Genomic DNA, 26,936 nt, shown 5'->3' on the forward strand with positions numbered 1-26,936 from the left:
AGCTTGACCTTCTGCTGGAGCTTGACGATCTCCAGCTTGTGCAGCAGCAGCTTCCGTTGGCGGGTTTCGTCATGATTGAACTGGTTGCCATGATCATAGGCCGCGATGTGCATCTCCTTGATCCAGGCTTCACCGCTGATGAAGCTGACGTAGGCATCCTTAAACTGCGCCTTGCCCTGACGGATCGATTTAATTTCAGTTCCAGTCAGGACCAGTCCGGCTTCAAAGCGTTCCTCCAACGAATAGTCATGGGACGCCTTGCGGTTGACGGCAATGATTTTTTCACCGCTCATCGTGATTCCTCCTTATGCTTGGGTGGGTTTCGGTTTCCGCCGGCGGGTGCGCCGACGTTTGCTTTTGACCGGAGCCGGTTCCGCAGGCCGGCTCGGTTCCTTGCGGGGACCGGCTTTTTTCTTCGCTGCGGGAATAGGCTCGCGTTTTTCCTTGCGCGGCCGGACGAGATCGAAGTCGATCTCCTGATGGAGCTTACTGGCGCCGGTCACTTTAATCTTGACACGCTGCCCCAGCCGGTATATCTTCTTTGTCCGCTCGCCCTTCAGGCTCAGCGTATCCGGATCGTAATGATAGTAATCGTCCGTCAGCTTCTGCACGTGGACCAGACCTTCGACGGTGTTTTCCAGTTCGACAAAGAAACCGAACTTCGTAACGCCGCTGATAACGCCTTCGGCAATCTTGCCGATCTGATCCTCCATGTATTCGGCTTTCTTCATGTCTTCGACTTCGCGTTCCGCCTCGATCGCGGCCCGTTCCCGCTCAGAGGTCAGCTTGCCGTATTCCTCCATTTTGAGTTCGTCCTGCTTCATCATCTCCTGATCCAATGCAGTTCCGAAACCGTATTTGTGAAGCATCCGGTGAACGATCAAATCCGGATACCGACGGATCGGCGAGGTGAAGTGGGTGTATTCTTCCAGCGCCAGTCCGAAATGGCCCAGACAGCGCGGATCATATTTTGCCTTCTGCATGCTTCGCAGCATCATCGTCGAGATGACCGGATAGGCCGGATCGTCTTTGAACGAATCCAAAAGCTGCTGCAGCTGCAGCGGACGGATTTGTTCAACGCTGCCTTTAAAGCGCTTGCCCATCAACAGGACAATCTTCGCAAAATCCCGCAGCTTCTTCGGCTCCGGCGCTTCATGCACCCGGTACAAGGCCGGAATCTCAAGCCATTTCATGTGCCGGGCCACGCATTCGTTAGCCGTGACCATGAAATCCTCAATGATCATTTCCGCTTCCTTGCGCTCGCGCACCTGAATTTCCTGAATTTTATTTTGTTCGTTTAAAATGATTTTCGCTTCCGGCGTTTCAAAGTCGATCGCTCCGGCCTCATGACGGCGCTTGCGGATCGCCCGGGAACAATCCCGCATCAAACCGATCATCTCCGTCAGCTTTTTGTATTTCCGGCAGGCTTCTTCCTCGCCTTCCAGAATTGCGTTCACCGCGGTATAGGTCATCCGCTCCGTTGTCTTAATATAGGATGGAAAGATCTCATAATTGAGGATTTCCCCAGCTTCGCTGATCTCCATTTCACACGACAGCGTTAACCGCAGCACTTTCGGATTCAAGGAACAGATGCCGTTGGATAACAGGTGCGGAAGCATCGGTACCACACGGTCGACGACATAGGTGGACGTGCCGCGTTTGAGCGCTTCCTGATCAAGCGGACTGTTCTCTGGAACATAGTGGGAAACGTCCGCAATATGAACGCCCAGCCGGTATCCGCCGGCGATCTTCTCAACGCAGACCGCGTCGTCCAGATCCTTGGAATCCTCGCCGTCAATCGTGATAATCATTTTCCCAGTGCAGTCGCGGCGGCCTTCTTTTTCTTTCGGCGATACGCGCGATGGCGTCCGCTGCGCCTGTTCCATGACTTCCTGTGGGAACTGCGGGTCGATATCGTATTCCAGCAGCACCGACAAAATATCCACGCCCGGATCGTCGATATGGCCTAACAGCTGGACAATTTCCAGCTCCATCGGATCACCGTAGCGCAAGACCTTCAATAACACCTTCGTGCCGCTGACCATTTTAAAGGCCTGCCAGTTTTTGACGATCAGCCGGGCTTTAATCCGCTCGTCGTCCAGCCGCAGCTGCAGACCCTTGCCTGGCGAAGAGAAAAACGTCCCGACCAGCGTGTTTGTTTTGTGCTGCAGAACGCGGATGACCTCGCCCTCGTCGCTGCCGTAGAAAGACGGCAGTTTCTTGACGATTGCCACATCGCCGTTCATCGCCCCATGCAGATTGGCTTCCGTGATGTGGATGCTGTTCTCTCCTTCCAAATCCAGAAAGCCGAAACCTTTGCGGTTTACGGATAACGCTCCCTGATAGTAACCGCCCATTCTGGCCGGCATCAGATTGCCTTTCTGACTGAACACGATCACATATTGTTCAGCCAGTTCGTTGACCGCTTTATTCATCGCCACGAATTCTTCTGTTGTTGCTAAGCCTAACGTTTCCTGCAGCTGAGCCAGACTCAACGGTCGGTAATGCTCGTCGGCAATCATCGTTTCAATTTGTTGTTTTATGTCTATTTGTTCCATAACCTCACCTCGAATTTCCTTTAATAATATGAAAAAAGGCCGCTGTTGACGGCCGTTAGTTCAGTACCCTAATCACAATGACCAGCACGAAGAACAAAATTCCGACAACCAAGGTGGCATTGGAAATAATCTTCTCCGGTCCTCTCTCTTTTACATTGGCAAACAGATTTAATCCGCCGCTCCCAGTAAAAGCACCGCTGATCCCGTCTGATTTTCCACTTTGTAACAGAGAAAGAAGTATTAAAATCACGGACACCACCATCAATAAGATATCAAGCATCTTAATCCTCCTTTCAGATTTATCGCTTTTCTATTATAACAAAGGCGTAGTCAAATTGCAAACAGTTCCGCTGAATTTCAGGAGGAAAGCGGGAATTCCCTGCGCTTCTTCCTTATTGTTCACCAGGAACAAGAGATTTAATCCGCTGGCTTAACTTCTTTTCTCTGTTGACATTCCTTTTTTGTGAAAAAAGACAGCCTGTGAAAGACTGTCTTTTCAAATGAAGATGTATTCTGCTTATTTCTTAACGTTGTAGAAGCAGTTCATGCCCTGGTATTCAGCGATTGGGCCCAGTTCGTCTTCGATCCGGATCAGCTGATTGTACTTCGCGATACGGTCAGTACGGCTCATCGAACCGGTCTTGATCTGGCCTGCATTCAGACCGACGGCGATATCCGCGATGGTCGTATCTTCTGTTTCACCGGAACGGTGGGAAACGACGCAGGTATAGCCCGCCTTCTTCGCCATTTCGATAGCGTCGAAGGTTTCTGTCAGCGAACCGATCTGGTTGACCTTGATCAGGATCGAGTTGGCGATGCCCTTTTCAATGCCTTCCTTCAGGATTGCCGGGTTCGTAACGAACAGATCGTCGCCGACCAGCTGAATCTTGCTTCCCAGCTTGTCTGTCAGTTTCTTCCAGCCGTCCCAGTCTCTTTCGCCTAAGCCGTCTTCGATCGAAACAATCGGGTACTTTTCAACCCATTCTTCATACATGGCGATCATTTCATCCGTGGTCTTTGTGCCCTGTCCGGATTTTTCCAGATCGTAGTTGCCGGTTTCTTCATTGTAGAATTCAGAAGCCGCAACGTCCATGGCGATGCAGATATCCTTGCCCGGAACATAGCCCGCAGCCTTGATCGCTTCAACGATCAGCTTCAGCGGTTCTTCATTGCCTTCAACGCAGGAAGGAGCGAAGCCGCCTTCATCACCGACGTTGGTGTTGTAGCCTTTGCCCTTTAAGACTTTGCGCAGGTTGTGGAATGTTTCAGCGCCCATTCTGACAGCTTCCTTCAGGGAAGTTGCGCCGACCGGCATGATCATGAATTCCTGGAAATCAACCGTGGAATCCGCATGGCTGCCGCCGTTTAAGACGTTCATCATCGGAACTGGCAGCGTCTTGCCGTTGAATCCGCCGAAATACTTGTACAGCGGCATATCATAGTAATCTGCAGCGGCCCGTGCGCAAGCCATGGAAACGCCCAGGATCGCGTTCGCGCCCAGTTTGGACTTATCGTTGGTGCCGTCCAGTTCGATCATGACTTTGTCGATCGCGTTCTGATCGGTAACGTCCATGCCTAAGACAGCGTCGGCAATGATATCGTTAACGTTGGCAACCGCCTTCGTTACGCCCTTGCCCATGAAACGGCTCTTATCGCCATCACGCAGTTCCAGTGCTTCTCTTTCGCCTGTGGATGCGCCGGATGGAACGATCGCGCGTCCGAAAGCGCCGGATTCTGTCGTCACTTCGACTTCAACAGTTGGGTTGCCGCGGGAGTCCAGGACTTCGCGTGCGTAAACATCAATAATACTAGGCATCTTCAATTTCCTCCTTGTGATTACCTGTTCTATTTTCCTTTTCCCTTTTCATTTGGGGAAAAGTCAAATGCTAACGGTGTGTTTTCTTTGTTTTTCTGCCGTCGTTCTGCAGCGCCAGCCCCAGAACGATCAGCAATACCGGCCAGTAGCTGACCAGCATCGTTTCCATACCGGCCATCAACTGTTGGACGTCCAGAGTCGGATTCAGCAACAAGATGGCGCCGGAAACAATCAGAATCCCGCCGATCCTCTTTTTCATAACGACGCCTCCTTTTGGCTTCATTATAGACAGAGGATCGATGGGAATTTTGTCATTTTACCTTATTTTGTCGCGTTGATGATTTCTTCAAAGGAATCCGTTTTCAACGAAGCTCCGCCGATCAGAGCGCCGTCGATATCTTCCATGGCCATGTATTCCTTAATATTGTTTGGCTTGACCGATCCGCCGTACTGGATGCGGACGCCTTCCGCCGCTTCATCGCCAAACATCACGCGAACCTGGTCACGGACGATGTGGCAGCAGTTCTGCGCGATTTCCTTGGTTGCGCTCTTGCCGGTGCCGATCGCCCAGATCGGTTCATATGCAAGAACCATCTTGGCGACGCACTTCGGGCACAGCCCTTCCAGTCCGCCCTTCAGTTGCGCGCGGATGACTTCTTCGGTCTGGCCGGCGTCAAACTGAGCTTCAGTTTCACCGATGCACAGGATCGGCGTGATCCCCGCTTCGATTAAACGCTTGGCCTTTTTGTTGACCGTTTCGTCTGTTTCATTGAACATCTGACGGCGTTCGGAATGGCCGATGATGCACCATTTCACACCGATTTCTTCCAGCATTGGTACGCTGACTTCACCGGTGAATGCGCCGTTGTCTTCAAAGTGGCAGTTTTCTGCCGCAACGATCAGACCCTTCGCCGTATTGACGCAGTCCTTCAGCGCTGTGAACGGAGCCGCGATGCCGTAATCTGCGCCGTCGTGCAGCTTCGGTTCAATTTCATTGATGAAGCTGACCGCTTCCGCGCAGGTCTTATTCATTTTCCAGTTTCCGACAATAATTGGTTTTCTCATTGATTTATTTCTCCTGAATGATTGCGATGCCCGGCAGTTCCTTGCCTTCCATGTATTCCAGGGAAGCGCCGCCGCCAGTGGAAATGTGCGTGAACTTATCTTTGAAGCCCAGCTGGATCGCCGCTGCCGCGGAATCGCCGCCGCCGATCACCGTCATCGCGTCAGGCAGCTCGGAGATTGCCTTGCAGACTTCGATCGTGCCGTTGGCATAAGCCGGGTTCTCGAAGACGCCCATCGGTCCGTTCCAGACAACCGTCTTGGCGCCCTGCAGTTCTTTCTTGAACAGCTCGACAGACTTCGGTCCGATATCCAGGCCCATAAAGCCCGCTGGAATTTCGTCATTGCTGACCGTCTTGACTTCCGTTGCGTTTTCAAACGCGTTGGCAACGACAGAGTCGACCGGCAGGATCAGCTTGTCGCCGCCCTTAGCCAGAAATTCCTTCGCCATTTCGATCCGGTCTTCTTCTAACAGGGATGTACCGATTTCTTTCCCCTGAGCTTTTAAGAAGGTGTACGCCATGCCGCCGCCGACAATGACCTTGTCCGCGATGTTCAGCAGGTTTTCAATAACAGCGATCTTATCGGAAACTTTCGCACCGCCTAAGATAGCGACTAACGGACGCTTCGGATTGTCGATCGCCGCGCTCAGGTTCTCGATTTCTTTCTGAACCAGGAAGCCGCAGGCGCTTGGCAGATGCGTCGCAATGCCGACGGTGGAAGCATGCGCTCTGTGAACCGAGCCGAACGCATCGGAAACGAACAGATCGCCTAAGCCTGCCCAATACGCAGCCAGATCCGGATCATTCTTGGATTCGCCCTTTTCATAACGGGTGTTCTGCATCAGGACGATATCGCCTTCGTTCATCGCCGCGATCGCATTTTCCAGTTCTTCGCCGCGGGTTACCGGAACGAAGGTCACTTTGCCGGAAACCAGCTCCTGCAGCCGTGCGGCAACCGGAGCCATGTTGTTCTTTTTCTTGCCTGCTTCGCACTTTTCAGGATCTTTATGATCGATCTTGCCCAGATGCGACATCAGGATAACCTTTGCGCCATGCTCCGTCAGATAGTTAATCGTCGGCAGAGCGGAAACGATCCGGTTATCATTGGTAATTTTTCCATCTTTGATAGGTACGTTAAAGTCGACGCGAACCAGGACGCGTTTTCCTTTAACATCAAGGTCACGAACAGTTTGTTTTGCCATGTTAAGAATTCCTCCTTTTACATTTCAAATTATAACACCCGAAAGAAGTGAAGTAAACTAGGAAAAAGCCGCTTGTGATCATCTTATCAAGGTGATAGCGCTTTCTTTTGACAACCCTGCAGGATTGTTGTTTTTTGCCTTCGCCAAGCCGTTTTCTCCAGCGTTTCCCCCACCTCCCTGACGACGCGGACAGCTCAAAAGGAAAGGAGCGTTTCCGCTCCTTATTCCATCTCGTTGTAAAGCTTGGTATATTGATCCGCCGACAGATTCCAGCTCACGTCGGTGCCCATTGCCTGCTGGACCAGCTGATCCCAATCCGCCCGGTTGAGGTAGTAAGCATCAGCCGCGCAGCGCAGCGTGTAAAGCATGTCATGGCTGTTAAATGCCGTAAAGCTGAACCCGTTGCCTTCCTTGGTGTACTGGTTGTACGGATGAACCGTATCGCGCAGACCGCCGGTTTCCCGAACTAACGGCAACGAACCGTAGTGCATCGCGATCAGTTGTCCGATTCCGCATGGTTCAAATAACGACGGCATTAAGAACAGGTCGCAGCCGGCATAAATCCGATGCGCCAGTTCGTCGTTGTAACCGCAGTAATACACGGCACGGCGGCGATACTTGTCTTCCATCATCTTAAACTGGTTTTCGATGTGCGTTTCACCGGTGCCCAAAACGACAAACTGAACGTCCAGGCCCATGATATCCGCCATTTTTTCAATGATCAGATAGACGCCCTTCTGCCAGGTCAGTCGCGAAACGATACCGATCATCATCACATCGTCCGCCACCCGCAGCCCCAGCTCTTTCTGAACAGCGGCTTTGTTCGCCCGCTTGCCTTCCAATACGGTTTCCGCATTGTAATGCGCCGGCAGCGCCGGGTCGGTCATCGGATCCCACATCTTGGTGTCGATGCCGTTGACGATGCCGTACAGATCGCTCTGTCTGAAACGCAGCACTTCGTCCATCTGTTCGCCATACTGCGCCGTCAGAATTTCCTGAGAATAGGATGGCGACACCGTCGTGATCTTATCCGAGAAAATAATGCCGGTCTTCATGAAGCTGATGCCGTTGTGGAAACGCATCGAGCCGTCGTCGAAATACCGCCGGTCGATTCCCAGACAGTCCGTCAGCACATCGGCTGGGAAATTGCCCTGGAACGCCAGGTTATGAATCGTATACATATGTTTGATCTGCTGATAACGCTGATCATCCGGATACTGAATGTGGCACATCGCCGCGATCATGCCGGTATGCCAGTCGTGGCAGTGCATGATATCCGGGAAGAAATCAATCGCCCACAGCATTTCCAGCACTGCTTTCTGATAGAAGGCGAAACGTTCGCCATCGTCCGGATACCCATATAATCCGTCTCTTTCAAAATAGCCGGCATGCTCGATGAAATAATAGGTAACGCTTTCCCACTGCGACTGGTAAATCGTCGCAACCGTGTCGATGACGCCGATATGAATCGGAATCGTTTTCAGCTTCGTGAACTCGCCGCGGTATTTTTCAGCAATTCGTTTATACAGCGGCAGTACGACGCGGGCATCCATGCCCTTTTCGTTTAAGATCTTCGGCAGCGAGCCGATCACGTCCGCCAGTCCGCCGGTCTTGATATACGGCAAACCTTCCGCCGCGACAAACAATACTGATTTCATAAGACCCCTCCTTTAAATCCGATCTCTGCGTTTAACATAGATCGGGGAATCATCGGTCCCCACTAACTTTTTAATATGGTTGACGATCGCCGCCTTATCGACGATGACATGATCCAGCTTCGCGCCCTCGCCAATATAGGCTCCCGGCAGGATGACGCTGTTTTTAACGACCGCGCCGCTCTTGATAATGACGTTTCGCCCGATGACGCAGTTTTCAACGTTTCCTTCGATATGACACCCGTTGGCAATCGAGCAGCCGCGGATTTTCGCCTCCGGCATGTATTGCGACGGCGCAGAATCGTTAGTGCGGGTGTGAATCGGCCAGTCTTCTTTAAACAACTCACGCGCTTTAGCGTGCGTGCGCAGTTCGATATTCGCCTTGAAGTAGCTGCGCAGGCTGTTGATGCAGTAAACGGTGCCCTTAAACGCATAGCCGTTGATCCGCAGATCCTCGCAGCTGTCAGCCAGGATATCCTTGAACCAATACAGCGAGCTGGTATTGGCTGCTTTGCGGACCAATTCCAAAAACAGCTTCTTGGTCATAACATACGCTTCCAGCGATACGTTGCGGGTCTTGTATTTGCCGCGGTTCTTCTCAAACGTCACGATCCGCTTGTCCTTGTCCATCGACAACGTATCGCAGCCGATGAATTCTTCCTTCGCGTTATCCGTCGATTTGTAGATGACGGTAACGTCGGAATTCTTCTCCGCATGATATTTGAGAACTTCGTTGAAATCGATCTGATAAATCATATAGCTCGGCGCGATGATGACATACGGTTTATTCACTTCTTCAATATACTGAATATTGTCCATAAAGTTGGCGATGTCGTGGTTATAAACATCCGACATAATCCGGTTTTCACCATACAGGATGCTCAGACGCCCGCGCTTGGAGTTGATGTTGTATTGCCGACCGTTGCCCAGATGCTCGATCAGGGAACGCGGTTTGTCCTTGATGAACACTTCGATTTGGGAAATTCCAGAATTGGTCATGTTGGAAAGCATGAAGTCGATCAAACGGTAACGACCCAGAAAGGAGATCGCAGAGGCCGGGCGGTAATCCATCAGACCTGTGATATCGACACAGGCGTCTTCAAAGTTAATAATTCCTAATGCGTCACACATACTTCCGTCCCCCTTATTTCACTCTCTTTTTTGCGATCAGTTCGATATGCTCGCTGTCCTTGTGTCCCACGACAGCACCCGGACTGATTTCCACATTGTCCGCGACGATGCAGCGGGTTACCTTCGCGCCCTCGCCGATCACGGCGTTCGGCATGATGACAGAGTCGATAACCTGCGCGCCGCTGCCGATTTCGACATTGGTGAACAGGACGGAGTTTTTCACGCTGCCGTTGACGATGCAGCCCTGATTGATATAGCAGTTTTCAACGACCGCTTCCTCGCCGATAAACTGCGGCGGCGTCGGTACGTCCTCGGTATAAATTTTCCATTGGGAATCGCCCAGATCCAGTTCGTTGTCCGGATTCAGCAGGTCCATGTTGGCTTCCCACAAACTGTCGATCGTTCCAACGTCTTTCCAATAGCCCTTGAAGCGGTAAGCGGTCAGAATCTTGTTGTCGCGCAAGAAGGCCGGGATGATATCCTTGCCGAAGTCATGGCTGGAATTCGGATCCTTTTCATCGGCGGTCAGATACTTGCGCAGCGTCTTGTAGTTGAAAATATAGATGCCCATCGAAGCCAGATTGCTCTTCGGCTTCGCCGGTTTTTCCTCAAATTCAATAATCCGGTCGGTTTCATCCGTATTCATGATGCCGAAACGGCTCGCTTCCTTTAACGGAACGGCCAGCACGGCGATCGTCGCGTCGGCGTTGTTGGCTTTGTGGTGCGCCAGCATCTTAGCATAGTCCATCTTGTAGATGTGGTCGCCGGACAGAATCAGCACGTATTCCGCTTCCATCTGATCCAGAAAGTCGATGTTCTGCGTGATCGCATCTGCCGTGCCGCGATATAAGCCCAAGCCGGTCTTATCCTTTTCCCGCGGTGGCAGAACGAAGACGCCGCTGTCGCGCGCGTCCAGTCCCCAATGGTGATCCCGTGCGACGTAAGAGTTCAGCAATACGGATTCATACTGCGTTAAAACGCCGACAACGGAAATTCCCGAGTTGGCACAGTTGCTTAAAGGAAAGTCGATAATACGATACTTTCCGCCGAAGTAGACTGCCGGTTTAGCGACTTTTTTTGTAAGATCAAGAAGACGGCTTCCGCGTCCTCCCGCTAAAATCATGGCAACCATATTATTTTGTTTCATACCTTTAGCCCCCATAGTTTCTTTATGATTTTATTATAGCGTGTTCCTGTCTGTTTTTCAAAGATTAAAAATCATAATTTCCATGTTCTTCAAAATTGAAAAACGTACATTTTCAGTTGATAATCAAAATTATTTGCGAAACGGCAGGGAAAATCCGGTTTAGAAGCAATTTCACCGTTTTTTTAAACCATTTTCGCGGAAAATTTTGCTAAAAAACGACATCAGCTCAAATTTATTAAAAAAGTAACCGGTTTCAATTCGACTTTTCCGCATTTCTAATTTTTTCACATTCCATCCCGGAAAATCAATTTGCTCCCAATCAATTCAATTTTTGACTAAAATGATTACCTGTGCCGTAACCGCTTCCAATTTAAGACTGATAAAAAATAAAATAACGGTCAAAATCCCGTTATTTCTGCATCATTTCTTGATTTAAGATCATTTCTGCGGAGGCTTTGATCAGCGCTGCGCAGCGTGTCCCGTCAGCGTCTTTTGATAAATCCCACTTTCCTGTCATCGCCGCGGCATGGACCGGGTGTTTTTCACGCACGGCAAGGATCAAACGGTCGTTTTGTTTGCGAACTAACAGCTCATCCAAGCCAAACCCGCAGTCCTGCAGCGTCTGCTTGCCGGACTCCCTCAGAACCTCACCTTCCTTTGGCTCTAACACTTCCGCAAAGGAAGGCAGAGACTGCCCGCAGGGATACCAGCAGCCGCCGCGCAGATGCCGCCAGCCATCCCCGCTGTTTCCGCAGCGCTTCAGCTGAATCCACAATCCGTTTTTGATCACCGGCTGTTTCTCGCTTTCCCGCCGCAGCGTAAAGCGTCCGACTTGAAAGGGGATGCCCTGCGCTTCACCCTGAACCGCCCAATCCCACTCGCAGCGATAGCGGGCAGGATCCAGCCCCAGCTGTCTGTCCCAGCCGATATCCAGTGTGGAAGGCTCCGCCGCGCTCACATTCGCAAACTGCCGGGTCAGCTCTGCCTGAAAGCCAGCCTGATGGCATACATCCACAAACCGCTGCCGGGTCGGTTTGATCGCAAACCACCACGCAAACGCAAACAAGAAACCACCGGCGAGGGTGCCGCGGTGACTGCGGATGCCCAGCCTGTTCTCGATTACAAAATCCGCCACCAGAACGCCTGCGAATAAAATCACTTCCAGCCAGTACAGAAGCTGCCAGCGCCGCGCGGTTCTCACAAACCGGCGTTCATCAGCCACGCGCGAACCTCGGAAATAAAATACAGCGAACCGGTGATCACTACCGTGCCCTCAGCCCCGGCCTTGTCGCGGGCTGTGCGGACCGCGGTTTTCCAGTCTTCGATCAATTCACTGCCTTCGATCACCAGCTGCGCACCGCTCTGGGCACGGAAATAGTCGAATTGCGTGATGATCAGGCTGTCGCTGATCTGTTTCAGCTGTCTGGCCATGACCTCGGTTTCCTTATCCTTTAACGCGGTAAACACGATGACGCGCGGATGGGGCAGATCTTGAACGGACGTGCACAGCGCTTGAATTCCCGGCGCATTGTGCGCCCCGTCGATGATCGTCAGCGGATGCTCCTGAAGAACTTCAAACCGGCCGGCCCAGACTGCTTTCCGCAGTCCTTCGCGCAGCGCTTCCTCACTGAGAGTCAACTCTCCCTGCTGCTTCAAGGTCCGCAGACACGTCAGGGCCACCGCCGCATTGCGGGCTTGATATTGAGCACGGGTATGCAGCGTATAGGTCTGATCTTCCATCGTAAAGTGAATCTCGGATCCCGGCTGAACCGTAACGGCGGGAACCGAAATCAGCCGCGCCTGCTTTTTTGCGCAGACTGTTTCGATCACCGCCTGGCATTCCGGCTGCGTCACGCCGCTGACGACCAGCCCATTATGTTTGATGATCCCTGCTTTCTGCAAGGCGATCGCTTCCTCCGTGCTGCCTAGGCGTTCCATGTGATCCAGGCCGATTGACACAATCACGCTGCACAGAGGATGACGCAGCGTATTCGTCGAATCCAGAAGACCGCCCAGCCCCACCTCGATCACCGCGAAATCAACCTTTTGTTCGATAAACCACAGACAGGCGAAAAAGAAATCGATCTCAAACATCGCCAGATCCCATTGTTCCAGTAAATCCCGGTAGGTATCGACATAGCGGACAAACGTGGCGTCGTCGATCCAGCGCTCCTGAATCCGGATCCGGTCCTGATGGGCGACCAGATGCGGCGAGGTGAACGTGCCGACGGTATAGCCGGCTTCGCGCAGGACGCTGGCGAGATAGCTGACGGTGCTGCCCTTGCCGTTGGTGCCGGCGACATGTATCGTACGCAACTGGTCCTGCGGATCGCCCTGGCTGGCCATAAACCGCTGGAAGTGATCGAAGCCATGGTGAAAATTATGCCGGGCTGTAATCCAATCGACGGCCTCCTGAATTGTCGTCATCTTAATCCTCAATCTGCCAGTCGATCGGCGCGCGGCCCTGATCGATCAGAAATTGATTGGCCTTGGAGAACGGATGCGTGCCGAAAAAGCCGTAGTTGGCCGATAACGGCGAAGGATGCGGCGATTTCAGGATCAAATGCTTCGGATTGGTGATCCAGCGGCCCTTGTCCTGCGCGTTGCGGCCCCACAGGATAAAGACCAGCGGATCAGGATGGTCGTTCAGCTTGCGCATGACCTCGTCGGTGAATTCTTCCCACCCCCTGCCGCGGTGGGACAGTGGTTTGGAATCTTCGACCGTCAGCACGGTGTTCATCAGAAACACGCCCTGCTGAGCCCATTTCATCAGATAGCCGTGATGGGGAATCGTACAGCCCAGATCGTCATGCAGTTCCTTATAAATATTAACGAGACTTGGCGGTACCTTGACGCCCTTACGCACTGAGAAACACATTCCATGCGCCTGATTGGGCTGATGATAAGGATCCTGCCCCAGGATGACGACCTTCACGTCGGAATAGTTGGTAAATTCAAACGCCGAGAACACCTGCAGACGAGGCGGATACACCTTCGTCGTCGCATACTGCTGGCGCAGAAAAGCGGATAACTGCTGGAAATAAGGCTTTTGAAATTCCTCTTTCAAAAACGGGGTCCATTCATTCTGAAACATTGTGCTCCTCCTTAGGGTCTTCTTGACAAAAATAAAAACCGGATTTTTTCCGGTTTCATTATAGCACTGTTCGTCCTATTTCACCAATCCCTGCGCTTTGAGCTGATCGCGCCGGTGATGATAGATCGTCGCGTAAACAGCCATCGCGATCGGAAAGAGGGAACAGAAGATCACGGCGACGGGCAAATAGAGTGTTTCCGGGAAAATCCAGGAGCACAGCACAATCGCCGCCATGCCCAGACAGCGGCCGATCGACTGGTAGGTTTCCCGCACGATCACCCGGCCGACGATATTTTCCTGCGCGGCGTAATCGGCGATCGCGTTCATCACGATGATCTGATACGGATTGGCGTACATCGGCGTCGACAGCGCGTTGACCACGCCGTAATAGACGGCCCCGCCCAGTGTCGGCCAGAGCACCAGCACGACGGCGCTGGAAGCGATCAGTACGGCGCCGATCCGGTAGAACCTCATGCGGTTGCGGCGGTGCATGGCGCGCGAAACCAATGCGAACGCGATAATCGAGATCAGGGCGAAGAACGCCAGCAGTTTGCCATACGTACTGCCGCTGCCCTGGGTTGCGTTATACACCAGCAATCCGGCCAATGTCAGCGACAGTGAGTTGTGCATGCCGTAGAAGAACGTCGTGATCATGCAGTAGCGCCATTGCGGATCGTCCAGCTTCATCCGTTTCAGCACGGAGAACGGCTGCGGCGCGCTGCGGGCCTTGACGCGCAGCGAGATCAACGCGATCCCGGCGTATATCACTAAGACGATCTTGAAGATTTCCACATAGCCTGCGGTATCCGAAGCCGCCATGTCGATGATCATCGTCGAGATCAGCGGCGCGGCAATCGCGGCGATGTTGTTGCAGATGCCGACGCTGGAAAGAAAGCGGGAGCGGGACTGGGGCGAAGACACGATCTGATTCAAACTGTTCAGGCTTAGCCAGAACAAGCCTTCCCCGATTCCTGTCAGCGCCGCCACGCCGTAGACCAGCTGCGGATGCACGGCAAACTGATCCTGCGCCCCCAGCACGAACAACAGGCTGAGCATGATGAAGACCAGCCCCGTGGTCAACGGTCCGGCAAAGCTGTGTTTCTGCGCCCACTTGCCGCCGAGGGTGAAGAAAAAGGGAAACAAGCCGATCCGCACGATCGTGTAGATCGACATGACAACCAGCGAGCCGGTATAGGCGTACAAATAGACGTTCATGAACACCGCCGACATCGCGTTGGCCAGATTGAACAGACAGGCGATGAGGATCGTCGTCGTTTCATCACGCGTGAATTTCTGCTTACGCATGCTTTACCAACCCCTACTTTACAAGACCCAGCTGCTTCTGCCGGTCGCGTTCACGATGATAAACCGTCGCATAGAGCGTCAGAATGACCGGGAACAGCGAACACATCACAACCGCTGTCGGCAGATACAGCGTTTCCGGCAACAGGAGGGAACACAGCACGATCAGCACCATCCCCAGGCAGCGGCCGATCGACAGATAGGCTTCCTTGGCGATCACGCGGCCGACGATATTTTCCTGCGCAGCGTAGTCCTGGATCGCATTCATCATGATGATCGTATACGGATTGGCATACATCGGCGTGGCGATCGCGTTGACGACCCCGTAATAGATGGCTCCCGCCAGCGACGGCCAGAGCACCAGCACAATCGTGCTGGATGCGATTAACAGCGAACCGATCTGATAATAGCGCATCCGGTTGCTGCGGCGCATCGTCCGCGATACCCAGGCGTAGGCCAGAATTGTCAGCACTGCGAAGACCGCCAGCAGCTTGCCATAAGCGCTGCCGCTGCCGTTGGTCGCGTTATACACTAACAAACCGGCCAGCGTTAAGATCAGCGAATCACGCATCCCATAAAGAAACGTTGAGATCATGCAGTAACGCCACTGCGGATCGTCCAGCCGCATGCGCCGGAGCACGGAGAAGCTGTGGCTGGCGCTGCGGGCGCTGACGCGTGTGGAAAGCAGCGCGATCAGACCGTAGATCACTAAGACAATCTTGAAGATTTCGACATACCCCGCCGTATCTGTACCGGCCAGTTCAATAATAAAAGTCGAGATCAACGGCGCGATGATCGCCGACAGGTTGTTGAAAATGCCAATGTCGGAGATAAACAGCGAGCGGGTTTTCGCCGTTGAAACAATCTGGTTCAGGCTGTTGATGCTCAGCCAGTACAGTCCTTCGCCCATGCCGACTAACGCCGCCACGACGTACACCAGCTGCGGAATGCGTTCAAACGCATCGCTGGCGCCCAGCACAAACAACAGGCTGAACATGATGAGGATCAATCCGGCCGTCAGCGTCTGCGAGAAGCGGTGCTTCTGCGCCCACTTGCCGCCAATGGTAAAGAAGAACGGATACAGGCCGATGCGCACGATCGTGTAGATCGACATCACCACCAGCGATCCGGTATAAGCATACAGATAAACATTCATGAAGACCGCCGACATCGCGTTGGCGAGGTTGAAAAAACAGTTGATCAGGATTAACAGACGTTCGTTGGAGCTCAGCGCTTTCATAAAACAATCCCCCTGGAAAATGATTTCCTTTTTGGTCTTGAGTATCATAGCACAACCATTCACGTTGTCAATCCGGAAAATGAATAAAAAAACCGGAAATGAATCCTTTTAGGCAAGGCCGTCTTTTCCGGTTCTCTTTGAATTATCTTAGGCAGTGGGAAAACTGCTTATCAAGCCTGACGAACCCCCTTGCAGTACACTGCTTTTAGCTGAATGTTTTCATCGCAGACGACCAGATCCGCATCCTTTCCCGTCTCCAGTGAGCCTTTGCGCTCAGCGACCCCCAAATAGCGCGCAGGGTTGATCGTCGCCGCATGAATCGCCGTTACCAACGGCAGCCGGGCTTTGCGATGCAGGTTATCCACGCCCTGATTCACATATAAAGCAGAGCCGAATAAAGTCCCGTCCGGCAGCCGGAACGCGCCTTCCCGGCTGTACTGCTCCGCCGCCGGATCATCCTTGCATTCAGCGGAATCCGTGACCAGGATCAGTTTATCCGCGCCTTTCATCGTTCCGATCAGATGTGCCGTTTCAAAATGCACATGAATTCCGTCGCCGATCACCTCAGCGTAGAGTTCGTCCAGATTCAAGGCTGCGCCGAAAATTCCGGGATTGCGGTGATGGAAGGGGCGCATGCCGTTGCCGCAGTGTGTAATGCCGGTAGCTCCGGCGGCGACGGCGTCCTTGACCTGATCAAAGCTGGCGCCGCTGTGGCCGCAGGAAACGCGGATATGATGCGCTGCGGCCGTTTTAACAAACGCATAATCCTCGTCAAACTCAACAGCGCAGGTCACCGTCATGATATGTCCGCCGGCTAAATCCTGATAGTGAAGCAGAACCTCCGGATCGGGTTTAACGATCGTGTAAAGATCCTGCGCACCATGAAACTGATGCGAAATGAAATTGCCTTCCATATTGATGCCCAGGATTTCCGCCCCTTCCCCCGGGGCTTCGATCGCTTCTCTAAGAACCGGCAGGGCTTGTTCGTTCTGGCGCTGGCTCTGCGTCGCGGTGGTTGCGAGAAACGCGGTTACGCCTTCTTCCGGCATGTGCTTCTGCCAGCGGCGCATCGCTTCCAGCGTCGGTTTGCCCGCCTCGCAGCGGTTCCAGCCGTGCGTGTGAATATCAATGAATCCCGGAAGAATCCACAGATCCTGATAATCGTGATCCGGCTGTTTTTCCCCATAGGGCAAAACCGCTTGAATGAGTCCGTCGGCGATTTCCAGCTGAGCGGGCTGAAGACAATCATGAATCCAGACGTGAGTGCTTTGAATGATCATTTTGTACCTCCACTTTTTCTTTAGCTTCAGTATATCACCTCTTTCAGGCTTGTCCACTAAACCAAAAAAAGACACGGCGCAACCGTGCTTTTCACCGCAGACAATAATTGAAAAAGGCTTCGTATTCCGTCTGGGAAATCGTCGTCGGCGTGGCCGGGTCGAATTCGTATTTCCCCCGTTGTTTCAGCGTATCCGGCTCGATCAGAAAAAAGTCGTACATCACCCGGCCGGGCTGATCCGGCACCGGATCGTCAAACGTCGCGTCGAGGTAACGCATTTCCCCATCCAGACTGACCAGATTCCAGGCGTGATCCATCGTGTTGCTGAAAACACGGATGGAGCCGATCCCGGCAGCCTCCAGAAGCAGATCCATCGCTTCCATATAACCTGAACAGGTCGCCTTCCCCCGCTCAAAGACGCCGGAGGCGCGGAAAGCAAGACTCTGACGGCGTTCTTCTTCATTCAAGGCGACGGCTTCCTCGTCGTATTGGGTATGCAGCACCAGCCAGTCGTGGAGCACGCGGATCGTTTCCGTCTGATCCATTTCCGCACTCACGTTTTCTTCCACGATGCGGCGGGCCTGAACGCGGTTTCGCTGCAGCTGCTGTTCATCCTCCATCGTGACTGTGAAGATCGTGCGGCGCGTGCCATTCATCATCCGCCGCTGCGTGTACTGGGCTTCAAAGGTCGAAGGCGACAGCGCTAAGGCATAGATGAAAATTTTATCCAGATCCAGATCCTCATTCGCGACGATCGCGGCTTCCCGCTGGCCGCTGCGGACAAGATTGCCGATCAGCAGTCCTGCTTCCATCTCGCTGTCCACGGCATAACATCCTTCACGGACGTCGCAGCTGATCTTTTCAAATTCCTGATCAGGGCGATAAAGCGAATCGCTGAACGTCACTGTTTCCCGCTTGCCGCCCAGAACATCAGGCAGCGCAAGCGACTTTCCGGAACAGGCTGTCAACATAAAACACAAACCCAAAAGCCATTTCCATTTCTTTTTCATACCGCCTGTCCCCTTTCTCGTTTTCAGTATACCACGTCCCGCGGATTTCTTTCTTTCGTTTCCCTTTCAATTTTTGTATAATAAGAACGCAAAGGAGGCGCAACTCATGCTTCAAAGAACCATGTCCTTAAAAGAAATGATGGATTACCGCCCGGCCGCGGCGGATTTCGCCCAATGTCCCGAAGCGGTGACGGGTTTGATGCGGCTGTGCGTCGTCGCGCCGGATAAGGAAAAGGCGTATGATTTCCTGCGCCACATGATGAATCCGCCGTATCGGCAATTAGCGCTGCGCAGCTTCGACGATTGCCTAAACACTGTGCATTATGACTTCGATGGATCGCAGGCATCCAAGCCGACGTTTATCTTAATGGCGGAATACCGGGTGATCACGGACAAATCGTCGCTGCAGGCACTCATGGAAACGGTGATCGAAACCCGGACCGATGCGGAAACCGATGTGATCGCCGACTGCTTTATGAAAAGCGACGAGGGCGGCAGCTGCCTGCGGATTTATTCCCACGAAGGCCAGGTTCACGCGGCGATGCTGGGATGACCGCCTGGGTTAAAGCCGCAAAGTGATCGTCAGCTTAAGTCAAGACAACGTAAAAGAGAACGGATCGGAATTTCCAGATGGAAAACCGGCCGTTCTCTTTTTTATTTTTTGAAATGATTTCGAGAGTTAAGCTTCCGGATTGACCGGCGGCTGCGGCTCGCGCTTCTGAATGTGCAGCAGCGTCAGCACCACCTGATCGGTAATGTTGGCCATCATGTTTGTAAAGCGCTCAAAGCCTTCCTGACGGTAGGCGTCCTCGGGTTTGATCTGCGCGTAGGAACGCAGATAGATGCCCTCGCGCAGACGGTTCATCGAATCAACGTGGTCGTTCCACTGATGGTCGATCACGGAAAGCAGGATCATCTTTTCAAGCTGGGCGATCTGTTCGGGCGCTTCATCCTTTTTCAGCTGATGCTGACGATGGAATTCCTGCTTCAGGATGGCCTGAAGGGTCTTCTCGTCCTTCGCCTGATCGAGCTCCTTATCGATTTCGCTGAGCAGCCAGGTCTTGCTTGCTTCCTGCAGCACGGTTTCCCATTGCGCAGGATTGGCGCGTTTGGCGTTCAACAGGGACGCGGCCAGACTGGCGGCCGCCTGATCCATCAGGGAACTCACCAGTTCGCTTAAGTCGTCCTGCATGAGAATCTGATCGCGCTGGCCGAAGATAATCCGGCGTTGTTCCATCAGAACATCGTCATATTCCAGCACGCGCTTCCGGGAATCGTAATGCAGATCCTCGGCGCGCTTCTGAATCAGATCGATTGTTTTGCGCAGCTTTTCCGCCGGCAGTTTATCCTCGCAGAACTTCGCAATGCTTTCCTTCTGCAAGTCGGAAGCGTACTGAATGATGAAATCATCCTGCATCGACACATAGAAGCGGGAAAAGCCCGGATCGCCCTGACGGCCCGCCCGGCCGCGCAGCTGGTTGTCGATACGCTTGGATTCATGCCGTTCCGTGCCTAAGACAGCCAGCCCACCCAGCTCGACGACACCTTCGCCCAGCTTGATGTCGGTGCCGCGGCCGGCCATGTTCGTCGCGATCGTGACCGCGCCCTTCTGCCCGGCCCGGGCGATGATCTCCGCTTCCTGCGCATGGTTCTTCGCGTTCAGTACGGGATGCGGGATCTTTTTCTGCGTCAGCCGCTGGGAAAGGATTTCACTGATTTCCACCGAGGGGGTACCGACTAACACCGGCTGGCCCTGGGCGTGCAGCTGTGCGACTTCGTCCACGATTGCGTCGTATTTTTCACCTTTGGTCTTATAGACCGCGTCCGGATAATCAATCCGGGCGATCGGCTTGTTCGTCGGCACAACGATCGTGCGCATATTGTAGATGCTTAAGAATTCCTGTTCCTCCGTCTTGGCCGTACCGGTCATCCCGGCCAGCTTGTCATACAGGCGGAAAAAATTCTGGTAGGTAATCGTCGCCAGCGTCTTGGTTTCCTGCTTGATGCCGACCCCTTCCTTGGCCTGAATCGCCTGATGCAGCCCATCCGAGAACTCGCGGCCTTCCATTTTACGGCCGGTGAACTGATCGACGATGATCACCTCGCCGTCCTCGACGACATATTCGACGTCGCGCATCATGACGTAATTGGCTTTCAGCGCCTGCTGGATATAATGCACCAGATCGGCGTGGCTGTGATCGTAGAGATGGGCGACCTTGAAGAACCGCTCGGCGTGCACGATCCCTTTTTCCGTCAGATAAACCTGACGTTCCTGATGATCGACTTCAACCTCATCCTTGCGCAGCGCCTTGACGAACTGATCGGCCATCAGATATTGCTTGTCCAGCATTTCCCCGGCGCCGGAAATAATCAGCGGCGTGCGGGCTTCGTCGACCAGCACGGAGTCGACTTCATCGACCAGTGCGAAATGGAGTCCGCGCAGCACGCGGCTTTCCAGATTCATGACCATGTTGTCGCGCAGATAATCGAAGCCCAGCTCGGAGTTGGTCGTATAGGTGATGTCGCAGGCAAACGCCGCGCGCTTCTGCGCAGAAGTCAGAGTGCGGTCGTTGCAGCCGACGCTCAGCCCCAGAAACTGATAAATTTGTCCCATCCACTGGGCGTCGCGGTGAGCCAGATAAGGGTTGACGGTCACGACGTGCACGCCTTTGCCCTCCAGCGCGTTGAGGTAGACGGGCAGAATTGAGGTCAGCGTCTTCCCTTCGCCGGTTTTCATCTCCGCGATATCGCCCTGATGAAGCAGGACGCCGCCCATCAGCTGGACGGGATAGGGCCGCTCGCCGATCACCCGTTCAGCCGCTTCGCGCGCGGTGGCGAAGGCTTCCGGAAGCAGCTCGTCCAGGCTTTCGCCCTGGCTTAAGCGCTGGCGGAACTGACTGGTTTTTGCCTGAAGCTCAGCGTCGCTCAGGGCTTTGTATTCCCCGCTCAGCGCTTCAATTTTCTTCGCCAGCTTCTCAGCTTTGGCTAACTGGCGGCCGTCGGGACTTAGTGATTGTAAAAGATTCATGATTTTCCTCCTGTTTGTTTCCTTTTTTAAATGATCCAAACAGGAAAGGGCGGGGCCAGCCGGCCGACCGGCACGGCCAGAATCTTCGGTCTTGCCACCTGCGCAGCCCGCTTGATCACCGGCACGGCGTTCCACAAGCTGTCCGGCATCAGTGCCAAGACCGGTTGAACACCGCCGGTCGCTAACGGCGTCGAAGGCCCCGTGGTTTTCTTCTTATTCAGCGTTTCCGCGCTTTGCAGCTGCGCTTCCTTCTCGCCGGCCGCCTCCGTCTGAATCGTCAGAGCCGGCTGCGGCAGCAGGGTCTGCGGTACGGCAAGCAAACCCCAGGATAAAAGCAGGCAGAAGCTCAGCGACAGCCATCGTAAAAAAGCAGGGATCATCGGCTTCCGCCTCCTTTCGCTTTCCGCTTCAAATTGATATCCGTTTAATCATACACTGTTTCAGCAGCTTTGGCAATCACGCTGCGAGGTCAGTCTCATCCCACGAAACAGCGTTGTTTCACTGGATTCGCTTCCTGTTTAAAACGTCAGTTTGGGCGTGACCGCGATTCCCCAGTCCGCCGCCAGCTGTTCCGCCTGACGCACCGCGCCGTCGACCAGATCGCGCGGATCATGAGCGTCCGAGCTGATGATCGTCGTCAGTTTATAGCGCTTGCTGAGCTGCCAGATCTTGGCGTTGGGATAGCCAACCGAGCGACGCAGGCCATTCGCGTAGATTTCCACCGCCACGTTCCGTTTTTCACATTCCGCAAAGATCCGATCCATGCACTCCAGCAGAAGCGGCGTCGGCTGCTCGTAATTCACCATAATCACATCGGGATGGGCAAGCAGCTGAAAGAAGCCCGTGTTCAGCGCGGCGATCACATCTTCGGTATATTGCATCGTTTCCCGATCCCGGTCCTGCATCGCGAAATAATCGTAACGATGATCGGCGCTTTCATGCTGCCCCAGAATCCACAGCTTCACGTTCTGATGATCGCGCAGCTGGGCAAACCGATTCATTTCTTCCGGGAAATATTCGCATTCCAACGCTTTGAAAAGAGAGATCTGATCGCCATAGCGGCCAATAACTTCATCGGCTTCCGCCAGAAATGCCGGCATTTCGCCCCAGGTCATCCGCGGGCCCATCGGCTCTTCGCTGGCCACATGCTCGCACACCGCCATTTCTTCCAGGCCGCAGCGCAGCCCCTCCTTCACATACTCTTCCAGCGTTCCCCAGCCATGCCGGCACCAGCGGGAATGGGAATGAACATTTGAAATCATCGTTATCCTCCTTCCGAAGCCGCCGCTTTGCCTCTCTTTATGAAAATCTCAGCATCTTCGCTCTCCTTGTTTCTGATCCGTCTGGAAAGCAGTTTTGACCGGCTGATTGTCAAAAACGAAAAAGCGCGGCTGCCCGCGCCTTGAGATTATTTGACGACGACCACCATCGTGATCGGATTGACCGCCAGATTGCGGACCATGACCGGCGTCGTCAGCAGGCCGGCTTCATTGAAGATCTGTTGATAGTCTTCCTCCAGCTCGACATACTGGACGGCCGGCGAAGGGTTGAAGAACACCTTGATCGTCTGATAGCCGCCATAGGCTTCCACATCATTGAGCTGATACAGCAGCATCTGGCCTTCCGTCACTTCAAAATGAACATGGCTTTCAATTTCTTCGGCGCTGGCAAAGCGGAACGCACGGATCAGCTTGCGCAGCCGCAGACAGTCGCGGGTATATTCCACGACCTCCTCGTGCCGGTTCTTGCGTTCCCAATCGATCTGGTTCACGTTGTCCGGCGCATTGTAGGTATTGTGATAGCCGTATTTCGTCCGGCAGAATTCCTGACCGCTCTGCAAAAACGGCACGCCCTGGGCGACCAGCGTCACGGCGATCATCAGCTTCTGACGCTTGACGCGGATCTCCCGCACCTCATCCTTGCAGCAGTCCTTCATCTTATCCCAGCTCGTCGCGTTGTCATGACATTCGACATAGTTGATGCTCTGGGAGGGCTGTTGGTAAATCTTATACATTTCCTTGTTCAGCGTATTGGCGCACAGGGCGGACGGCATATCGTGAGCCTGATATAAATTGCCCGTCGCATAGCCCTTGGCCTGCACGTCGAAATCGGAAGTCTTGCCCTTGACGACGTCGCGGAAATAATCGTTGAAATGCGCGACCTGCGGCATTTTCGCGTTGTTGCGCTGGCACGCCTTGAGATCGTCGTTGAGCGCCGTCGGCAGATCCCAGCCCTCGCCATAGACCATTAACTCCGGCTTCAGCTTGCGGCCGGCCGCCACGACAGCGTTCATCGTGTCGACGTCATGAATGCCCATCAAGTCAAAACGGAAGCCGTCGACGTCGTAAACCTCGATCCAGCGGCACACGATATCGACGATATACTTGCGCATCATCCGCATCAGAGAATCCGTATCGTTGCCGCAGAAGGAACCGTTGGACAGAAAGCCCGACGGCGTAGTGCGGAAATAGTAATAGGGCACGCACTGGCCGAATGCGGAGAACTGGATATCGTAGTGATGGTTGAACACGACGTCCAGATTCACGCGCAGTCCGCGCGCATGCAGCGTCGCGACCAGCTGCTTCAGTTCGCGCACCCGGCAGCGCGGATCGTTGGGATCGCTGGCATAGCTGCCTTCCGGACAGCCATACTGCAGCGGATCGTAGCCCCAGTTGTAAAACAGATCCGGATGTTCCTCGTCGACCGTCGCAAAATCGGCGACCGGCATCAGCTGCACATGCGTCACGCCTAAGGAAGCCAGATAATCCAGTCCCGTCGGCTTGCCCTGCAGCGTCGTCCCCACCTCGCACAGCGAGCGGTACTGACTGTGGGTGCGGGTGCCGCATTGGGCCTGATGAGTAAAATCGCGCACACTCAATTCATAAATCACGGCATCGGTATAGCTGGTAAAGGGCGGCAGTGCGGAATTGGGCATCTGCGCCATCCGTTTCCAGTTGACCAAACCGCTGCGAAGGCCGTTGGCAGTCGAAGAGAGGGCGTAGGGATCCTGACTGAGATGAAGCTCGCCGTTCACCTTGACCTGATACAGATAGGTTCCCCCATCCCAATCCCCCTCTACCGTCAAACGCCAGACACCTTTTTCCCCCCGCGTCATCGCGGCCAGCACCTGCTTACCGGCCAAACGCAGATCCAGCTGCACCTCGCAAGCCGTCGGCGCCCACAGCGCGAACCGTGTCTGAGTTTCCTCACAGAACGCCCCCAGTTCACCCTCATACGCAAAATCCTGATCAAACCGGGCGGTCTGGACGATCCGGCGGTATTGCAGCACCGCGCGGTGTCCGTGTTCCTCCACAATTTCCAACGATTCGCCAATCTGGACTTCGGCCGGGCCGGTCAGCGTGTACCGCGTATAGCTCTCATGTGATTCCAGCTCCCGGATCTGACACGCCGTCGCTTCCCCCTGCGGCCGCTCCAGATAAAACCGGTCGCTTTTCCCGTTATAAAACCGTTGTGACAAATAGACTACAATTTTCCCATAATCGTCCAGAAAAGCTTCCATGCTTGTATTCTCTTTCATACGTTCCCTCTTTTCTGATGTCGTCTTTTTTACTTTTTCAAATCGCCTGTTCTTCTATTATAATGGACAAGACCGCTGCACAACAAGCATTTCCCTCCGACTTTTTTGCGAAAGCCAAAAGAAAATCCCGCGTTTTTAGAAAAACACGGGAAACTCTCTTTATTTATCGTCGATCCGGACCGGCTTGATGTGCCAGATTTCATCGGCGTACTGCTGGATCGTGCGGTCAGAACTGAAATAGCCTGACTTCGCAATGTTGATCAGGCAGGACTTCGCCCACTGACCACGGTTGCCATAGCGCCGCTGAATCTCTTCATGCGCTCTGACATAGCTGTCAAAATCCGCCAGAAGCAGATATTCGTCGTTCTTATACATCAGCTCGTCGAAAATCAGCTTAAACTCGTCATGATCCGCGGCCCAGGTGCCGTCGACCAGCGAATCAATCGCTTTCTTCAGCCGTTCGTCGCCGTTGTAATAATCCCAGGCGTTGTAGTTCTTCTTCAGTTCCGTCACCTGATCGACAGTTAAGCCGAAGATCACGTCGTTATCGCGGCCGACGCGTTCGTCGATCTCGACGTTGGCCCCGTCCAGCGTGCCCAGCGTGATCGCGCCGTTCATCATGAACTTCATGTTGCCGGTGCCGCTGGCTTCCTTGCCAGCCGTAGAAATCTGTTCGGACACATCCGCCGCGTTCATCAGCACTTCGGCGATGGATACGCTGTAATTCGGAATGAATACGACTTTTAACATCGAATTGACCGCCGGATCGTTGTTGATCACATCGCCCAGACTGTTGATCAGCTTGATGACCTTCTTGGCGAAATAATAGGCCGGAGCCGCCTTGGCCGCGAAGATGAACGTCGTCGGCGTGATCGTAAACGACGGGTCTTCCTTCATCCGCTGATAGAGGTAGATGATGTGCAGGGCATTGAGCAGCTGCCGTTTGTAAGCATGCAGACGCTTGGCCTGAACGTCAAAGATGGAATTCGGGTCGATCTCGACGCCGCAGCGGTCTTTGACCAGCTTCGCCAGGATTTCCTTGCGCTGGCGCTTGATGTCCAGAAACTGATTCTGAATCGCCGGATCGTCGACATACTCCATCAGCTTTTCAATTTCGTTGAGATCATACTCATAGCCCTCGCCGATCAGCTCGTCGAGCATTTTCCGCAGCTGCGGGTTGGAGTACAACAGCCAGCGGCGGTGCGTGATGCCGTTGGTCTTGTTATTGAACTTATCCGGATACAGCCGGACAAAGTCGTGGAACAGGTCGTTGATCAAAATGTCGGTGTGCAGCTGAGCGACGCCGTTGACGCTGTGCGAGCCGACGACCGCCAGGGACGCCATGTGAACCTGATCGTCTTTTAAAATCGCGACGCGATAGGCGATATCGCGTTCATACGGGAATTTCTCCGCGACTTCCTTCAAGAAGCGGCGGTTGATTTCCTCGATGATCATATAAATTCTTGGAAGCAGCCGCTGAACGAAAGCGATCGGCCATTTCTCCAGGGCTTCCGACAAGATCGTATGGTTGGTGTAGGCCATGACGGAGTTTGTGATCGCCCACGCATGATCCCAATCATAGTGATACTCGTCCATCAAAACGCGCATCAGTTCCGGAATCGCCAGTACCGGATGCGTATCGTTGAGCTGGATTGCGATCTTTTCGCCGAGGTTGTCAAGCGTCGGATAGACGCGCAGATGCGAGCGGATGATCGACTTCACACCGGCCGAAACAAAGAAATACTGCTGCTTCAGACGCAGGATCTTGCCATCGTCGGTCGAATCGTCCGGATAGACGTTCAGACAGATTTCCTGCAGCTCCTGTAAGTATAACCGGAAATCCTTATTGGTCGGGATGATGTCGGAGGCCTC

The 26,936-nt window shown here is 53.6% G+C and carries 23 protein-coding genes; 1 reads left to right on the forward strand and 22 read right to left on the reverse strand.

Going from position 1 to position 26,936, the window contains the following annotated elements; all coding sequences use genetic code 11:
- The 17 genes from smpB to AC5OW4_RS07265 form a co-directional block, all read right to left on the reverse strand.
- Positions 1-293: SsrA-binding protein SmpB (gene smpB, locus AC5OW4_RS07185; RefSeq protein WP_493676826.1), on the reverse strand; the 293-nt coding region annotated here is incomplete at its 3' end.
- Positions 294-305: 12 nt separating this feature from the next.
- Positions 306-2,558, reverse strand: coding sequence for a ribonuclease R (rnr, locus tag AC5OW4_RS07190; RefSeq protein ID WP_072685687.1), 2,253 nt, complete (start codon positions 2,556-2,558; stop codon positions 306-308).
- A 55-nt stretch (positions 2,559-2,613) separates the two neighbouring features.
- Positions 2,614-2,838, reverse strand: a complete 225-nt coding sequence (gene secG, locus AC5OW4_RS07195) for a preprotein translocase subunit SecG (protein WP_006057619.1) — start codon at positions 2,836-2,838, stop codon at positions 2,614-2,616.
- Between the two features lie 237 nt (positions 2,839-3,075).
- Entirely contained in the window at positions 3,076-4,374 is a 1,299-nt protein-coding gene (gene eno / locus AC5OW4_RS07200) for a phosphopyruvate hydratase (protein WP_072685686.1), read from the reverse strand.
- Positions 4,375-4,444: 70 nt separating this feature from the next.
- Complete coding sequence (locus AC5OW4_RS07205; protein ID WP_039863675.1) at positions 4,445-4,633, reverse strand: LiaF transmembrane domain-containing protein; 189 nt, start codon at positions 4,631-4,633, stop codon at positions 4,445-4,447.
- 62 nt (positions 4,634-4,695) lie between these two features.
- The gene (gene tpiA, locus AC5OW4_RS07210) at positions 4,696-5,439 is read right to left on the reverse strand and encodes a triose-phosphate isomerase (RefSeq protein ID WP_072685685.1); all 744 of its coding nucleotides are present in this window, start codon (positions 5,437-5,439) and stop codon (positions 4,696-4,698) included.
- Between the two features lie 4 nt (positions 5,440-5,443).
- On the reverse strand, positions 5,444-6,640 hold the full coding sequence (locus AC5OW4_RS07215; RefSeq protein WP_072685684.1) for a phosphoglycerate kinase: 1,197 nt from the start codon (positions 6,638-6,640) through the stop codon (positions 5,444-5,446).
- A gap of 221 nt (positions 6,641-6,861) precedes the next feature.
- A complete protein-coding gene (glgA, locus tag AC5OW4_RS07220; RefSeq protein ID WP_072685683.1) occupies positions 6,862-8,298 on the reverse strand; it encodes a glycogen synthase GlgA in 1,437 nt (478 codons plus the stop codon).
- 12 nt (positions 8,299-8,310) lie between these two features.
- Complete coding sequence (gene glgD / locus AC5OW4_RS07225) at positions 8,311-9,426, reverse strand: glucose-1-phosphate adenylyltransferase subunit GlgD (protein ID WP_072685682.1); 1,116 nt, start codon at positions 9,424-9,426, stop codon at positions 8,311-8,313.
- Positions 9,427-9,439: 13 nt separating this feature from the next.
- Positions 9,440-10,573 carry a glucose-1-phosphate adenylyltransferase gene (locus AC5OW4_RS07230; RefSeq protein ID WP_072685681.1) on the reverse strand — a complete coding sequence of 378 codons (1,134 nt, stop codon included), beginning with the start codon at positions 10,571-10,573 and terminating at the stop codon, positions 9,440-9,442.
- Between the two features lie 409 nt (positions 10,574-10,982).
- Complete coding sequence (locus tag AC5OW4_RS07235) at positions 10,983-11,795, reverse strand: hypothetical protein (RefSeq protein ID WP_295768405.1); 813 nt, start codon at positions 11,793-11,795, stop codon at positions 10,983-10,985.
- Positions 11,771-13,000, reverse strand: coding sequence for a bifunctional folylpolyglutamate synthase/dihydrofolate synthase (locus tag AC5OW4_RS07240; RefSeq protein ID WP_493676827.1), 1,230 nt, complete (start codon positions 12,998-13,000; stop codon positions 11,771-11,773). Before AC5OW4_RS07240 ends, AC5OW4_RS07235 begins: the two co-directional genes overlap by 25 nt.
- Position 13,001: 1 nt before the next feature.
- A complete protein-coding gene (locus tag AC5OW4_RS07245) occupies positions 13,002-13,667 on the reverse strand; it encodes a uracil-DNA glycosylase (RefSeq protein WP_195547872.1) in 666 nt (221 codons plus the stop codon).
- Positions 13,668-13,742: 75 nt separating this feature from the next.
- Positions 13,743-14,972 carry an MFS transporter gene (locus AC5OW4_RS07250; protein WP_072685677.1) on the reverse strand — a complete coding sequence of 410 codons (1,230 nt, stop codon included), beginning with the start codon at positions 14,970-14,972 and terminating at the stop codon, positions 13,743-13,745.
- Between the two features lie 13 nt (positions 14,973-14,985).
- Positions 14,986-16,209 carry an MFS transporter gene (locus tag AC5OW4_RS07255; protein ID WP_229100654.1) on the reverse strand — a complete coding sequence of 408 codons (1,224 nt, stop codon included), beginning with the start codon at positions 16,207-16,209 and terminating at the stop codon, positions 14,986-14,988.
- Positions 16,210-16,379: 170 nt separating this feature from the next.
- Positions 16,380-17,489 (reverse strand): N-acetylglucosamine-6-phosphate deacetylase, encoded by a 1,110-nt coding sequence (gene nagA, locus AC5OW4_RS07260; protein WP_493676828.1) that lies wholly within the window; start codon positions 17,487-17,489, stop codon positions 16,380-16,382.
- Between the two features lie 91 nt (positions 17,490-17,580).
- Positions 17,581-18,498, reverse strand: a complete 918-nt coding sequence (locus AC5OW4_RS07265) for a transglutaminase domain-containing protein (protein WP_072685674.1) — start codon at positions 18,496-18,498, stop codon at positions 17,581-17,583.
- A gap of 106 nt (positions 18,499-18,604) precedes the next feature.
- Between AC5OW4_RS07265 and AC5OW4_RS07270 the strand changes: the two genes are divergently transcribed.
- Positions 18,605-19,051, forward strand: a complete 447-nt coding sequence (locus AC5OW4_RS07270; protein WP_072685673.1) for a hypothetical protein — start codon at positions 18,605-18,607, stop codon at positions 19,049-19,051.
- Between the two features lie 126 nt (positions 19,052-19,177).
- Here AC5OW4_RS07270 and secA read toward each other — a convergent pair whose 3' ends face one another.
- The 5 genes from secA to AC5OW4_RS07295 form a co-directional block, all read right to left on the reverse strand.
- Complete coding sequence (secA, locus tag AC5OW4_RS07275; protein ID WP_493676829.1) at positions 19,178-21,526, reverse strand: preprotein translocase subunit SecA; 2,349 nt, start codon at positions 21,524-21,526, stop codon at positions 19,178-19,180.
- Between the two features lie 26 nt (positions 21,527-21,552).
- A complete protein-coding gene (locus AC5OW4_RS07280) occupies positions 21,553-21,906 on the reverse strand; it encodes a hypothetical protein (protein ID WP_295769903.1) in 354 nt (117 codons plus the stop codon).
- Positions 21,907-22,044: 138 nt separating this feature from the next.
- Positions 22,045-22,788, reverse strand: coding sequence for a PHP domain-containing protein (locus AC5OW4_RS07285; RefSeq protein ID WP_493676830.1), 744 nt, complete (start codon positions 22,786-22,788; stop codon positions 22,045-22,047).
- A 146-nt stretch (positions 22,789-22,934) separates the two neighbouring features.
- Positions 22,935-25,064, reverse strand: coding sequence for a type I pullulanase (pulA, locus tag AC5OW4_RS07290; protein WP_295769898.1), 2,130 nt, complete (start codon positions 25,062-25,064; stop codon positions 22,935-22,937).
- Positions 25,065-25,223: 159 nt separating this feature from the next.
- Positions 25,224-26,936: glycogen/starch/alpha-glucan phosphorylase (locus tag AC5OW4_RS07295; protein ID WP_493676831.1), on the reverse strand; the 1,713-nt coding region annotated here is incomplete at its 5' end.

Source organism: Holdemania sp. (genome assembly GCF_986127675.1).

Excerpts from the sequence above, each read along its gene's own strand:
- AC5OW4_RS07250 (WP_072685677.1), bottom strand. The coding sequence starts at position 14,972 with ATGCGTAAGCAGAAATTCACGCGTGATGAAACGACGACGATCCTCATC.
- eno (WP_072685686.1), bottom strand. The coding sequence starts at position 4,374 with ATGCCTAGTATTATTGATGTTTACGCACGCGAAGTCCTGGACTCCCGC.
- AC5OW4_RS07215 (WP_072685684.1), bottom strand. The coding sequence starts at position 6,640 with ATGGCAAAACAAACTGTTCGTGACCTTGATGTTAAAGGAAAACGCGTC.
- AC5OW4_RS07230 (WP_072685681.1), bottom strand. The coding sequence starts at position 10,573 with ATGAAACAAAATAATATGGTTGCCATGATTTTAGCGGGAGGACGCGGA.
- AC5OW4_RS07245 (WP_195547872.1), bottom strand. The coding sequence starts at position 13,667 with ATGTTTCAGAATGAATGGACCCCGTTTTTGAAAGAGGAATTTCAAAAG.
- nagA (WP_493676828.1), bottom strand. The coding sequence starts at position 17,489 with ATGATCATTCAAAGCACTCACGTCTGGATTCATGATTGTCTTCAGCCC.
- AC5OW4_RS07280 (WP_295769903.1), bottom strand. The coding sequence starts at position 21,906 with ATGATCCCTGCTTTTTTACGATGGCTGTCGCTGAGCTTCTGCCTGCTT.
- glgA (WP_072685683.1), bottom strand. The coding sequence starts at position 8,298 with ATGAAATCAGTATTGTTTGTCGCGGCGGAAGGTTTGCCGTATATCAAG.
- tpiA (WP_072685685.1), bottom strand. The coding sequence starts at position 5,439 with ATGAGAAAACCAATTATTGTCGGAAACTGGAAAATGAATAAGACCTGC.
- AC5OW4_RS07255 (WP_229100654.1), bottom strand. The coding sequence starts at position 16,209 with ATGAAAGCGCTGAGCTCCAACGAACGTCTGTTAATCCTGATCAACTGT.
- secG (WP_006057619.1), bottom strand. The coding sequence starts at position 2,838 with ATGCTTGATATCTTATTGATGGTGGTGTCCGTGATTTTAATACTTCTT.
- glgD (WP_072685682.1), bottom strand. The coding sequence starts at position 9,426 with ATGTGTGACGCATTAGGAATTATTAACTTTGAAGACGCCTGTGTCGAT.
- AC5OW4_RS07270 (WP_072685673.1), top strand. The coding sequence starts at position 18,605 with ATGCTTCAAAGAACCATGTCCTTAAAAGAAATGATGGATTACCGCCCG.
- AC5OW4_RS07265 (WP_072685674.1), bottom strand. The coding sequence starts at position 18,498 with ATGAAAAAGAAATGGAAATGGCTTTTGGGTTTGTGTTTTATGTTGACA.
- rnr (WP_072685687.1), bottom strand. The coding sequence starts at position 2,558 with ATGGAACAAATAGACATAAAACAACAAATTGAAACGATGATTGCCGAC.
- secA (WP_493676829.1), bottom strand. The coding sequence starts at position 21,526 with ATGAATCTTTTACAATCACTAAGTCCCGACGGCCGCCAGTTAGCCAAA.
- AC5OW4_RS07205 (WP_039863675.1), bottom strand. The coding sequence starts at position 4,633 with ATGAAAAAGAGGATCGGCGGGATTCTGATTGTTTCCGGCGCCATCTTG.
- AC5OW4_RS07285 (WP_493676830.1), bottom strand. The coding sequence starts at position 22,788 with ATGATTTCAAATGTTCATTCCCATTCCCGCTGGTGCCGGCATGGCTGG.
- AC5OW4_RS07240 (WP_493676827.1), bottom strand. The coding sequence starts at position 13,000 with ATGACGACAATTCAGGAGGCCGTCGATTGGATTACAGCCCGGCATAAT.
- pulA (WP_295769898.1), bottom strand. The coding sequence starts at position 25,064 with ATGAAAGAGAATACAAGCATGGAAGCTTTTCTGGACGATTATGGGAAA.